The organism is Kribbella flavida DSM 17836 (assembly GCF_000024345.1).
Classification (GTDB): domain Bacteria; phylum Actinomycetota; class Actinomycetes; order Propionibacteriales; family Kribbellaceae; genus Kribbella; species Kribbella flavida.
Genome location: NC_013729.1, coordinates 4,631,693 through 4,643,552 on the forward strand (window position 1 = coordinate 4,631,693; position 11,860 = coordinate 4,643,552).

The following is an 11,860-nucleotide window of genomic DNA, read 5'->3' on the forward strand; positions in this document are numbered from 1 at the left end:
TTCCCCTCTCAGAGAGCGCTATCTCGTAGCTGATCCCGCGATGAACGGGATCGGCAGCAGGCCGGGCATCGTGAAGTGCTCGATGTCGACGGAGGTGAAGCCTGCGGCGCGGAGGGCGGTTTCGATGTCGCGGGTCGGATCGCAGCCGCGGTCGAACCGTCGGGTGAACGGGGCAGCGACACGCTGCAACCTCCGCAGCCAGGCGCCCCCGGCCGCACCGACGTGCTCGAAGAAGACGAAACGTCCGCCGGGGCGCAGGACGCGACGGAGCTCGGTCAGAACGACGGTGAGGTCGTCCACCGAGCACAGGACGACGGTCGAGAGAGCCCCGTCGACGCTGGCGTCCGGCAAGGGGATCTGTTCGGCGTTGCCGTCGATGATTCGCCGCTTGCCTGCCGGCCCGACTCCCGATCGAGTGAGCGCGGCGCGGTCGCGGGGGTTGGGCTCCAGGCCGATCCAGGTGACGTCGTCGCGGAGGTAGGCGAAATTGGCGCCGGTCCCGGCACCGATCTCCAGTACCTCGCCCGAGAGGGATCCGATCAGGCGCCGTTTCGCCTCTGGGTAGCCGCTCCAGCTCGCCATGTCCGTACCCTTTCCGCGAACGGCCATCGTAGGTCGGCCCGGTGTCACGGTTCGCGGCGCTCGGTGGCAGAGAGCGCGGTCCGGCGGAGGCCGAGGATCACGACCGCGCCGACGACCAGGTGCAGGAGCGCCAGGCCGAGCTTGGAGCCGATGCCGATGCCGCCGGTCAGCGGACTGCCGAGGGACAGGACGCAGGCGATGACCGCGACGACGGTCCACGGCTTGCGGGCATTGGCGGTACGTCGTTCGAGCAGCGCGAGCAGCCCCCAGCCGGCGAAGGCCATGGCTGTGGCGGCAACGAAGACGGAGACACCGCTGACCTGGATGGTGGCGGATCCCTGCTTGGCCTGGAAGTCGACTCCGGCGAGCGGTCCGAGGATCGCCCAGGTGGCCAGTGCGGCCGCGGACGTCACGGCCACGACAGCCAGTCGGCGACGGCCTGCGACTCGGACGATGGGCTTGTTCTTCGTGATGGTCATCTTGCAGCACCTTCCGTCGGGGTGCCGGCCTGGTGTTCGGCCGGCACGTGGGTGTCAGCAGGTCGTGGACTCGATGGCCGAGGTGACCGCCGCACTGCGGTCCGCTTGCCGGCTGACTGCTCCAGCGTCACGGGAGAGCGCGTTCTCGGGCATCGGCCGCGCGGCTGCACCGCCCCGGCCGGAAGTCGGCCCGGGTTCGACTTTGGTCGGTAGCCGAGGTCTCGAGCGCCGACCTAGGCTCACCGCCATGGATGCGACCTGCACCGCCCCGCCACGGCGGCGGCTCGCCGACGTGCTGGCGGTCAGCGTGATCGGTCTGTTTTCCGCCGCCACGATCGTTGGGCGGCAGTCCAGCCATGGTGAGAGCGATTGGCTCATCTTCGACGTGGTGGTCGGCATCGTTGCCGCCGGCTTGATCCTGCCGCTCGGCCGGCGGCCGGTGCCGTCGGCCCTGGTACTGGCCGCGCTCTCCACGCTCTCCCCCGCCGCGACCCCGCCGTCCACCATCGGCACGCTCACGGTGGCTCAGCGGCGTCCGCTGCGCATCGCGATACTGATCGCGCTCGCCGGAGTGGCTGGTCACCTGGTGCAGCGTCTGTTGAGACCCGTCGAGGGACTGAGCCTGCCGTGGTACGCCGTGCTGGACGTCGCCGTGCATGCCGCGTTGCTCGGTTGGGGCCAGTGGACACAGGCTCGGCGGGCCTTGGTCGGCTCGTTGCGAGAACGCGCTCTCCGGGCGGAGAACGAGCAGGGTCGCCGGGTCGCGGAGGCGCGCATGCTGGAGCGCACCAAGATGGCGCGGGAGATGCATGACGTACTCGCGCACCGGCTGTCGCTGCTGGCGACGTATGCGGGGGCGCTGGAGTACCGGCCCGACTCGTCGCCGGAGAAGCTGGCGCAGGCTGCCGGGGTGATCCGGGTCGGCGTGCATCAGGCTCTGGATGAGTTGCGCGAGGTGATCAGCGTGCTGCGCGACGGGGAGATCGAGGAGATGCCGGGCGGACGACCGCAGCCGACGTTCGAGGATTTGGCCGCGCTGGTCGAGGAATCGCGTGAGGCGGGGACCGACGTCCGGTACGAGACGAGCGTCGGTCCGGTGGACTCGTTGCCGCCAGCAACCGGGCGTACGGCGTACCGGGTGGTGCAGGAGGGACTGACGAATGCGCGGAAGCATGCGGACGGGCAGCCGGTGAGGTTGGTGGTGCGCGGGCGGCCGGGTGACGGGCTGCGGATCGAGCTGACGAATCCTCGGAGTGACGGGGTGCCGCTGGCGCCAGGGAGCGGGACAGGGCTGGTGGGGTTGACGGAGCGCGTGCAGTTGGCCGGTGGGACGCTCGATCACGGGGTCACGGCGAGCGGCGAGTTCCGGTTGCACGCGGCGTTGCCGTGGCCGGGTTGAGGTGCGGTGCCGAGCCGGTAGTCGCGCCGGCCGCGGTTGGCGAGCGATGGCGGGCGTCGGTGACCTGGTCGGGCACGTGGGAGTGACGGGGAGCGCGATCTGCGCGGGTAACTGGAGTCGCCGGACCGGCGGGGGCGGCCGGGTGCGGCTCAGTTCACGGGCGACCCGGTGCGGCAGGCGGCGCGGGTGACGGGGTGGCGCGGGGTGGCGTAGTTACGGTGGCGGGCATGGGTTTGCTTGGGGTGACCGGGTGAGTGACGATGCGCCGATCCGGGTGCTGGTGGTGGACGACGACGCGCTGGTCCGGGCCAGTCTGGAGATGATGCTGGACGGGGCGCACGGGATCGCGGTGGTCGGGCAGGCGGCTGACGGGGACGAGGTGCCGGCGGCGGTCGACGCGCACTTCCCTGACCTGGTGCTGATGGACCTGCGCATGCCGCGGGTGGACGGGATTGTGGCGACGCGGCGCGTGCGGGCGCGGAAGAACCCGCCGGAGGTGGTCGTGCTGACGACGTTCGACACCGACGAGAACGTGCTGCACGCCTTGCGGGCGGGGGCCAGCGGGTTCTTGCTGAAGGACACTCCCCCGGCCCAGATCGTGGAGGCGGTGCGGCGCGTGGCTGCTGGGGATCCGATCCTGTCGCCGGCGATCACCCGGCGGCTGATGGAGCGAGCGGCGACGCAGGCGGACGCACACACGCAGGCTCAGGAAGCGCTCTCTCGGTTGAGTCCGCGCGAGTACGACGTGATGCTGGCGGTGGCACGTGGAAAGGCGAACGCGGAGATCGCGGCCGAGCTGTTCATGAGCGTGGCGACGGTGAAGGCGCACATCTCGCACATCCTCACCAAGCTGGAGGTCAGCAACCGGACCCAGATCGCCCTGCTGGCGCACGACGCCGGGCTCGCCTGAGGTCGATCCCTCCCCGCTGACGTCGAGGCGCTGGAGCGAGTGCGGGTTCGACCGGACGCCGGGTGCTTGTGGCGGGCTGGTCCGGGAGTCTCCGCCGCCGTTCGGCGCGCCAGCCGGCGGACGTGCAGTACTCGTCGCCGTGCATGGTCGAGCGAATCAGGGACATCGCCTTCTCGCCCGCTGCCAGTCGGGCCGGCGCGGTCTGCACGGCGACTCCCGGGCTATCGGGAACTGAGCTGGCAGTGCTCTAGCGTGGGCGCATGATTCGGGTGTTGCTGGCGGATGACCAGGCGTTGGTACGGGCCGGGTTCCGGTCGTTGCTGAACGCCGAGGACGACATCACGGTGATCGGTGAGGTGTCCGACGGCGCCCAGGCGGTCGAGGTCGCGCGAGCCGAGAAGCCGGACGTCGTACTGATGGACATCCGGATGCCGGGCACGGACGGGTTGGAGGCGACGCGGCAGATCGGGGCCGAGGAAGCGCTCTCCGATGTTCACGTCGTGATCCTGACGACGTTCGACCTGGACGAGTACGTGTTCGAGGCGCTGCGGGTCGGTGCCAGCGGATTCCTGGTCAAGGACACCGAGCCGGTTGAGTTGCTGCAGGCGGTGCGCGTGGTTGCGCGGGGTGATGCGTTGCTGTCGCCTGGGGTGACGCGGCGGTTGGTGGCGGAGTTCGCGACGCGGAGCCGGCAGCCGCACGCGAGCAAGGAACTGGATGTGCTGACCGAGCGGGAGCGCGAAATCGTCGCGCTGGTCGGCGAAGGGTTGTCGAACGACGAGATCGCGGCCCGGCTGGTGCTGAGCCCGGCGACGGCGAAGACTCACGTCAGCCGGGCGATGGTGAAGCTCGGGGTGCGGGACAGGGCGCAACTGGTCGTGGTCGCCTACCAGACCGGATTGGTGCGGCCAGGCTGGCTGGGCTGACCGCCGCACTGAACGATTGGGTGGCGTCTCATCCCGAAACCCCGCACCAGGACCGCCACCCACTCCGCCGCGTCGGCGGGCTCCCGGCATTTCTGCGGTTGGTGGCCGCCGGGCGCTTTCTACGGATCGCCCCGGGCGCCTACCGCACCCGATCGATCAGCGCATCGCTCTGGTCCCGGGTATCGGTGGCCGCCGCGCGCCTTCATGGGTCATGCCCCGGCCGCTTCTCCGATCGGTGGCCGTCCGCTAGGCGGTCCATCGGCAGCAGGTACTCCCCTGGCGGTAGTTCGGGTGACTCCTGCTGGGCGACGCGGGAGCAGAGGCCGAGGCGGCACTGTCAGGGGTATGAACATGACAGCTGCTCCGCCGGTTCAGGTGCAGGGCCTGACCAAACGTTACGGCGAAACCCTGGCAGTCGATGGTGTCGATCTGATCGTTCGGCCGGGTGAGGTGTACGGGTTCCTCGGGCCGAACGGGGCCGGCAAGACCACGACCTTGCGCATCCTGACCGGGCTGATCGCGCCGACGAGTGGCAGGGTCGAGGTGCTCGGCGGGTCGCCGGGACAGGCACAGGTGCTGGCGCGGACCGGGTCGATGATCGAGTCGCCCGCCTTCTACCCGTACCTGTCCGGCCTGGACAACCTGCGGCTGCTCGCCGAGTACGCCGAAGTGCCGCGTACCCGGGTTCGTGAGGTGCTCGAGCTGGTGGATCTCGCCGGTCGGGCGAAGGACCGGTTCTCGACCTACTCGCTCGGCATGAAGCAGCGGCTCGGGGTCGCGGCGGCGTTGCTCAAGGACCCGGAGCTGGTGATCCTCGACGAACCGACCAACGGGCTGGATCCGGCCGGGATGCGGGACATGCGCCGGCTGATCCGCGAGCTCGGCTCCGAGGGACGAACCGTGGTGCTGTCCAGCCATCTGCTGGGCGAGGTCCAGCAGGTCTGCGATCGGGTCGGCATCATCAACGGCGGCCGGATGGTCGCCGAGCACGACGTCGAGGAGCTGCGTGGTCAGCAGGAGCTGGTGATCCGGGCGAGACCGCTGGAGAGCGCTCACTCGGTTCTCCGGGAGGTTCTCGGCGCGGAGGCTGTGCACCTGTACGACGACACGGTGCGCGCGAAGGTCGCGCCGGACCGGGCGGCCGAGCTCAACCGGCTGCTGGTCGAAGCCGGCATCGCGGTGTCGGAGCTGCGCAGTACGGAGAGAGCGCTCGAGGACGTCTTCTTCGAGCTGACGACGGAGGAGAAGACTAATGCTGGGTAGCTATCGAGCCGAGTTGCTCAAGCTGCGCAAGCGATCGGCCGTCTGGGTGCTGTTCGGCGCCGGGCTCGTGCTCAGCCTCATCTTCGGCTACCTGTTGCCCTACCTCGGCTACGTCACCGGGGACGACAATCCGCAGACCGACGGCGTCCCGCGTTCGGAGGTCCTGCGCGGGATGCTGCCGGAGCGCGTGCTGGACAACACGATCGGCGGGTTCCCGGTGTTCGCGGGAGCGCTCTCCCTGGTTCTCGGCGCGATCGTGATCGGAGCGGAGTACACCTGGGGCACGTTGAAGACCGTACTGACCCAGCGGCCCGGTCGGATCTCTGTGCTGGGTGGACAGCTCCTCGGCCTGTTCACGATGCTCGCCGTCTGGGTGCTGGGAATCTTCGCCGCCTCTGCGCTGTGCAGCATCGGCGTCGCGGCGGCCGAGAACGGGACGATGAACTGGCCCGGGCCGTTCGACATTCTCCAGGGGTTGGCCGGCGGATGGTTGGTGCTGGCGATGTGGTGCCTGGCCGGGGCGGTGCTGGCCGTTGCCTTCCGCAACGTCGCACTGCCGATCGGCCTCGGCGTGGTCTGGATCCTCGGTGTCGAGGCGCTGCTGGCGGGTGTGGCGAGCAGCCTGCTGCCGGACCTGGAGGTGCTGTCGGACGCGTTGCCCGGGGCCAACGCCGGCGCGCTGGTGTTCAGCGTGACCGGGATGGTCGCCGCCGATGCGCCGCCGGGCGTCCGCGACGCGGTCGGCGGAGATCGCGCTCTCCTGACGTTGCTCGCCTACAGCCTGGTCTTCATCGTCCTGGCGGCGCTGACCACCCGCCGACGCGACATCGTGTGAGAGGGCAGGATGGGCGAGGTGACGATGCCTCTGGAGCCCCGCGGTACGGGGACAGCGCTGGTCGTGCACGCCCATCCGGACGACGAGGTGTTCGCAACCGGTGCGGCGACGCTGGCCTTGGGCCACGCCGGGTGGCGCGTCGTACTGCGGATCGCAACGGGTGGGGAGGCTGCCGAGCACCCCGCAGTTGGGGAGACGGAGGCACGGCGGCTACGTCTCGCGAAGCTCTCGCGTTCCTGCGAGTTGCTCACTATCGCGGAGTACGACTGGCTGACCGAACCGGGACAGTGGGTCGATCGCGGCGGCGCTCAGGCAGGAACGCTGGCTCGGGCGCAGCGGTCGGACGTGGTCGACGCCGTACGCCAGGCGTTGGCCGAGGTGCGTCCGGCGTTGGTGCTGACGGTCGGAAGCGACGGGCTGACCGGGCACCCGGATCACGTCGCGATGAGTGCGGCTGTCCGGGAGGCCGTGAGGTCTGACAAGGCGATCAGCGGATCGACGTACGGGGCTCGGGTGAGAGCTGCTGATGTTGCCGCAGCGCATGCGGAGCTCGCGCGGCTTCTTGCACCAGCAGCGTCGGAGCCGGAGCTGCAGATCGGCTCGGGTCGGATGGTCGGGGCCGGCGCTGAGATCGCGCTTACCGAGATCGGCCTGGATCAGAGTGGGCGTGCTGCAGCCACAGCAGACGTAGCGGGCAGCTGGATCGAGGAGCGGCGCCGGGCGGCGCTCGATGTCTACGAGTCCGGGCTGGGCACGCGCCCGCTCGCCGACGTGGTCGCCGGGCGACGGCGGCAACGTCGACCGCCGGGTGATCGCCACCTCGCGCTCACGGAGTCGGTCGCCGAGCAGGGGCGACTCGCCGACTTGGTTGCCGAGCAGGGACGGCTCCCCGACCTGATCGCCCAGGAGGGACCGCTCCCCGACCTGATCGCCCAGGAGGGATCGCCCCCCGACGTCGCCCAGGGCCGGAGACGGCTCGGGGACTCGGTGATCCTCCGAGCCGTCTTCGACCTCGCCGGCTGGCAGCGGGACTTCTTCGAGCTCCTCTAGAGGCGGCGGCCGGCGTGAGCCAGAGCCAGTTCGCAGAACATGGCGTTGGCCCAGGAGAACCACTCACGGGTGTACTTCGTCGGGTCGTCGACGTGGAAGCCCTCGTGCATCTGACCGGTGCCGCCGGTGGTGTCGCGAAGCAGTTCGAGCAGGTGCTGGCGTTCCTCGGCCGACGTGCTGGTCAGGCCCTGCACGGCGAGCGCGATCGGCCAGACGTAGCCGGGCGGGGTGTGCGGGCTGCCGATTCCCGCCGCGTGCGTTCCGCTGTAGTAGAACGGGTTCTCCGGGCTGAGCAGCAGCTTGCGGGTCGCCAGGTACGTCGGGTCGTCGGGGGCGGCGTACCCGGTGAGCGGAAGGGAGAGCAGGCTGGGCATGTTCGCGTCGTCCATCAGCAACCGCTCCCCCGCGCCGTCCACCTCGTAGGCGTAGACCCGCCCGAACGTCGGGTGGTCGACGGTGCCGTGCTGGGCGATCCCGTCGTCGATGCCGGCCCGCAGGTCCTTCGCCCGCGCCGCCAGCGCCGGGTCGCCGAGCAGCTCGGTCGCGATCGCCTCGAGGTAGCCGAGCACCACCGACGCGAACATGTTGCCGGGCACGTTGTACCCGTGCTGGGTCGCGTCGTCGCTGGGCCGGAAAGCGCTCCACGACATTCCCGTCGGCTTCGTCCACCGGCCGCGTCCCTCCCGGACCAGCGTGTCGGTCACCGGCTCACCGTGCCGCTCGAACCGGTACGGCGACCGGGCCTCGTGGTCGAGCTCGACGGTCCACAGCTCGAGGATCGCGTTCGCCGCGGTGGTGAAGCGCTCGTCGATGACGTCGGCGCGCCCGGTGATCCGCCACAGCCGGTAGGCCAGCTCGATCGGGTAGCACAGCGAGTCGATCTCGTACTTGCGTTCCCACACCCACGGCGACATCTCGGTCAGGTCGCTGGTGTGGCCGGCGCCGTTGGGCTCGCGGTTGAAGGCGTTGGCGTACGGGTCGATGGCGACGTACTCCAACTGCCGGTGCAGTACGCCGATCAGCACGTCCTGCAGCGCCGGGTCGTCGGCGCAGAGCACCAGGTACGGCCGCAGTTGTGCGGCCGAGTCGCGCAGCCACATCGCCGGGATGTCGCCGGTCAGCACGAACGTCGTACCGTCCGGGAGCCGTTCGGCGACGGCCGGCAGGTTCTCCGCCATCGACTGCTGGAACATGGACGCGATCACCGGGTCACCGGTCGCGCGGTGGACCTCCTCGGTGGCGCGGGCCAGCACGTCGGGGTCGATCATCAACACATCACCTTTCAGCGGGACAGGGCGGAACTCGCACGAGAACCGGAGGGAGCGCTCTCCGAGGCCGGTCCGAGCAGCAGCACGGACGGGTTCGGCGAGAACGTGTGGTCGAGCACCAGGCTGGCCGCACCGACCGCGCCGACGTCGGCGCCGAGCGCGGTCCCGGTGACGGTGAAGGGGTGCACGGAGCGGACCAGAAAGCGCTCTTCCAGCGTTTCCCGGATCGCGTCGCCGAAGAACGGAGCCAGCCGGTCCCAGTGCGGGCCGCCGAACACCACCCGCTCCAGGTCGAGCAAGTTCGCGATGTCCTCGACCACCTTGGCGATTCGCTCCGCCAGCGCGGTGACGATCTCGCGAGCCGCCCCCGGCCCGCCGGTGGCCGCCGTGCACAACGCGGTGAAGGCCACGTCGACGGCGTGCCGGTCGTCCAAGTCGATGCCCCGGGCAACCACGCCGGCGTCGACGGCCTGCTGGACCAGGTAGCGCGGCCGACTGCTCTCTCCCACGCACCCGCGGCGGCCGCAGAAGCAGAGCGGGCCCTCGGGATCGACGATCACGTGCCCGATCTCGCCGACGTTGCTGGACGAGCCGCGGACGACCTCGTCGCCGATCACCAGGCCGGCGCCGATCCCGGTTCCTAGGTAGAAGAAGACGAAGCTGCCGCGGCCGTTCGGACCGCCGGCCCACTTCTCCGCGGAGGCAGCGGCCGTGACGTCCTTGTCCAGCAGGACCGGCAATCCGGTCCGGTCCCGCAGCGCGTCGCGCAGCGGAACCAGGTGCCAGGCGGTCAGGTTCGGCGGGTCGACGACCACACCGCGGTCGACGTCGATGGGGCCGGGCGCGGCGATGCCGACGCCGACCACGCGTTGCCGCGGTACGCCCGCCTCGGCGATCACGTCCTCGACGGTCGCCGCGATGCCGGCGATCAGCACGTCCGGCCCGTCGGCCGCAGGCGTCTGGGCTCGGCGCCGCGCGATCACCTGACCGGTCAGGTCGAGCAGCACCACGGTGACGACAGCGGGGTCGAGGTGCACGCCCACGGCGTACTGGCCGGTGGGTTCGAGCTCGAGCAGGGTGCGTGGTTTCCCCAGGCCGGCGCTCTTCTGCCGGCCGGCCTCACGGACCAGGCCGGCATCGAGCAACCGGCGGGTGATGTTGGAGATGGCCTGCCCCGAGAGACCGGTTGCCGCGGCCAGTTCGACCCGGCTCAGCCGCTGCTCGGCGCGCCGGATCGCGTCCAGCACCACGGTGTCGTTGAACCCGCCGACCCGGTCCAGATTCGTTCCCCGGCGTACGACAGCCTGCGGCTGTTCCGCGCTCACCACTCCCCCTGTCCTCGCACCACGCGCCCGCTAGCCGGAGGCTGGGTCCGCGCCCCACGGCAGCGACCAGTCGTAGTGCACGGTGCCACTGCCGGTACGCCAGGTGTTCGGCGTCGTGTTCTCCAGCCAGTCCAGCGGTTCGATGGTGTCACCGCCACTGAGCGCCAACCGTATACCGTCGGCAAGCTCGCGATCGGTCCGTTCGGTGCGGGCCGCCGGGTCCACGGAAACGAAGAGAGCGCTTCCTGAACGGGCCACCAGATCCAGGAAACTCTGGTTCAGCTCCCACGGGGTCTGCGGAGTGCACGGGACGCAGTCGGCGTCGAGCGTGAAGAACCGCCGGTGCTGCGGCAGCCGGAAGGCCAGCGAGTTCACACCCATCTTGCGGGTCCGCTCCCAGTCCCGGCCGGAGGTGTCGTCTCCGGTCCGCTGCACGTCGACCAGGCCGGCGGCCAGATGGCCGACGGTGTTGCAGCCGATCAGTACGACGTCCTCGGCGGCGGCCCGGATCACCTGGTAGAAGTCGAGCACAATCTCCGCGGTCGTCCGGGTCGGGTCGTGGAACTGCCAGCCGGAGTCCGTCAGCCGCGCACCCATCGCCGGACCGAACCGGCCGAAGACGTCGTACGTGCTGAAGTCGTGCTTGACCAGTTCGAAGCCCCAGGAACGGAATCGCTGCAGGTCCGCCCGGACCAGGTCGAGCACCTCCGGGTACGTCGGGTCGAGCGCGCGGCCGGTTCCGTCGGCGCGGCCGGGACGCGCCCAGGGACCGCTCTCCCGGGACAGCAACGGACGGAACCAGAGACCCGGCCGGGCGCCGAGCTGCTTGATCGCGGCCGCGGTGCCGGCGAGATCGTCGAAGAGACCCGGGATCCCGCTCTCCCACGGTCCGCCGGAGGCGTTGCCGCCCGGGTTCCAGCCGTCGTCGACGACGCTGAACGGCTTGACCGGGTGCCCGTCGGCGAGCTCGACGATCGTGGCCGCATCCTGCAGAACGGCCTTCTCGTCGAAGCCCTCGCCGTACGCGTAGTACCAGTTGTTGGCGCCGACGACCGGGCCGATCTCCGCCTGGACCGGCAGGTGCGAGCTCATCGCCTCGACGGCGGCGCCCAAGGTCTGCCAAGGAGTGCCCGCGTCTTCGAACTGCCGGACGACGGCGACCTCGAGCCGGCGACCGCCGAGCTCGGTGGGTCCGCCGCCGTTGCGGAGATCCAGCCAGAGCGTGACGCCAGTTCGGTCGACGGTCCACGAGCAGAAGGCGGCCGGTTGCACGTCGACGCCCATGCCGGTGGTGGCGCCGGTCTGCTGATCGTGAGCCAGCCAGTACCACGGGAGGAAGCGGTCGGGCTGGACGTGGCGCCACTGAAGATCGCCGTAAGAGCGCTCCCAGGCGTCGCCGAGAATCAGAGCACGCTCGGGGAGCTGCTGATCCCACCGCAGCGCCACGCGGGAGATGCCGCCGGTTGCGGTGACGGTGATCTCGCCGGGGGCGCCGGTCGACGCAGCAGGGCCGTCCGACCAGCTGACCACGGCCTGATCGGTCGCCCAGCGGTGGCCGTTGGGTGCCGCAGCCGTCAGAACGTCGGTTGGGCCGACCTGCACGAACACCTTGCTGGGTTCTCTCACTCCGCGTACTCCTGCTTCCGACGACGAGATGAGGCGCACCAGAGCAGTACGTGGGCGGACCTGACCCGGTGGAGGAGGGCGCGCGTGAATAACTCCACGGACTTTAGTTAGTGACCTCAGGGAGGTCAAGGAGCGTTGACGACCGACGCCGCAGTGCGGTAGACAAGGCGAACCGCATCTTCGGAAAACGCTTCCCG

At 70.2% G+C, this 11,860-nt stretch carries 11 protein-coding genes; 6 read left to right on the forward strand and 5 right to left on the reverse strand.

What is annotated here, in order from left to right:
• Positions 1-18 precede the first annotated feature (18 nt).
• Together KFLA_RS21335 and KFLA_RS21340 are read right to left on the reverse strand one after the other, a co-directional pair.
• On the reverse strand, positions 19-582 hold the full coding sequence (locus tag KFLA_RS21335) for a class I SAM-dependent methyltransferase (RefSeq protein ID WP_012921887.1): 564 nt from the start codon (positions 580-582) through the stop codon (positions 19-21).
• 44 nt (positions 583-626) lie between these two features.
• A complete protein-coding gene (locus tag KFLA_RS21340; RefSeq protein WP_012921888.1) occupies positions 627-1,061 on the reverse strand; it encodes a DUF6069 family protein in 435 nt (144 codons plus the stop codon).
• A 247-nt stretch (positions 1,062-1,308) separates the two neighbouring features.
• On the opposite strand from KFLA_RS21340, the gene KFLA_RS21345 reads away from it, so the two are divergent.
• The 6 genes from KFLA_RS21345 to KFLA_RS21370 all read left to right on the forward strand — a co-directional run bounded on the left by KFLA_RS21345 (position 1,309) and on the right by KFLA_RS21370 (position 7,444).
• On the forward strand, positions 1,309-2,460 hold the full coding sequence (locus tag KFLA_RS21345; RefSeq protein WP_012921889.1) for a sensor histidine kinase: 1,152 nt from the start codon (positions 1,309-1,311) through the stop codon (positions 2,458-2,460).
• A gap of 250 nt (positions 2,461-2,710) precedes the next feature.
• Positions 2,711-3,370 (forward strand): response regulator, encoded by a 660-nt coding sequence (locus tag KFLA_RS21350; RefSeq protein WP_012921890.1) that lies wholly within the window; start codon positions 2,711-2,713, stop codon positions 3,368-3,370.
• A 260-nt stretch (positions 3,371-3,630) separates the two neighbouring features.
• Positions 3,631-4,296: a response regulator gene (locus KFLA_RS21355; RefSeq protein ID WP_012921891.1), complete on the forward strand. Its 666-nt coding sequence runs from the start codon at positions 3,631-3,633 to the stop codon at positions 4,294-4,296.
• A 345-nt stretch (positions 4,297-4,641) separates the two neighbouring features.
• Positions 4,642-5,559 carry an ABC transporter ATP-binding protein gene (locus KFLA_RS21360; RefSeq protein WP_049797403.1) on the forward strand — a complete coding sequence of 306 codons (918 nt, stop codon included), beginning with the start codon at positions 4,642-4,644 and terminating at the stop codon, positions 5,557-5,559.
• Positions 5,549-6,394, forward strand: a complete 846-nt coding sequence (locus KFLA_RS21365) for an ABC transporter permease (protein ID WP_012921893.1) — start codon at positions 5,549-5,551, stop codon at positions 6,392-6,394. The genes KFLA_RS21360 and KFLA_RS21365 overlap by 11 nt, the downstream gene beginning before the upstream one ends.
• A gap of 24 nt (positions 6,395-6,418) precedes the next feature.
• Positions 6,419-7,444 (forward strand): PIG-L deacetylase family protein, encoded by a 1,026-nt coding sequence (locus KFLA_RS21370; protein WP_237706879.1) that lies wholly within the window; start codon positions 6,419-6,421, stop codon positions 7,442-7,444.
• Here KFLA_RS21370 and KFLA_RS21375 read toward each other — a convergent pair.
• The 3 genes from KFLA_RS21375 to KFLA_RS21385 are packed head-to-tail and all read right to left on the reverse strand — an operon-like array spanning position 7,441 to position 11,663.
• A complete protein-coding gene (locus KFLA_RS21375; protein ID WP_012921895.1) occupies positions 7,441-8,712 on the reverse strand; it encodes a glycoside hydrolase family 125 protein in 1,272 nt (423 codons plus the stop codon). The genes KFLA_RS21370 and KFLA_RS21375 overlap by 4 nt on opposite strands.
• Positions 8,713-8,726: 14 nt before the next feature.
• Positions 8,727-10,037, reverse strand: a complete 1,311-nt coding sequence (locus tag KFLA_RS21380; protein WP_012921896.1) for an ROK family transcriptional regulator — start codon at positions 10,035-10,037, stop codon at positions 8,727-8,729.
• A 30-nt stretch (positions 10,038-10,067) separates the two neighbouring features.
• Complete coding sequence (locus KFLA_RS21385; protein WP_012921897.1) at positions 10,068-11,663, reverse strand: alpha-amylase family protein; 1,596 nt, start codon at positions 11,661-11,663, stop codon at positions 10,068-10,070.
• Between the last annotated feature and the right edge of the window lie 197 nt (positions 11,664-11,860).

Bases quoted from the DNA above. Each gene is read 5' to 3' on its own strand.
- KFLA_RS21375 (WP_012921895.1), bottom strand. From the start codon at position 8,712: ATGATCGACCCCGACGTGCTGGCCCGCGCCACCGAGGAGGTCCACCGC.
- KFLA_RS21370 (WP_237706879.1), top strand. From the start codon at position 6,419: ATGCCTCTGGAGCCCCGCGGTACGGGGACAGCGCTGGTCGTGCACGCC.
- KFLA_RS21335 (WP_012921887.1), bottom strand. From the start codon at position 582: ATGGCGAGCTGGAGCGGCTACCCAGAGGCGAAACGGCGCCTGATCGGA.
- KFLA_RS21355 (WP_012921891.1), top strand. From the start codon at position 3,631: ATGATTCGGGTGTTGCTGGCGGATGACCAGGCGTTGGTACGGGCCGGG.
- KFLA_RS21365 (WP_012921893.1), top strand. From the start codon at position 5,549: ATGCTGGGTAGCTATCGAGCCGAGTTGCTCAAGCTGCGCAAGCGATCG.
- KFLA_RS21345 (WP_012921889.1), top strand. From the start codon at position 1,309: ATGGATGCGACCTGCACCGCCCCGCCACGGCGGCGGCTCGCCGACGTG.
- KFLA_RS21360 (WP_049797403.1), top strand. From the start codon at position 4,642: ATGAACATGACAGCTGCTCCGCCGGTTCAGGTGCAGGGCCTGACCAAA.
- KFLA_RS21340 (WP_012921888.1), bottom strand. From the start codon at position 1,061: ATGACCATCACGAAGAACAAGCCCATCGTCCGAGTCGCAGGCCGTCGC.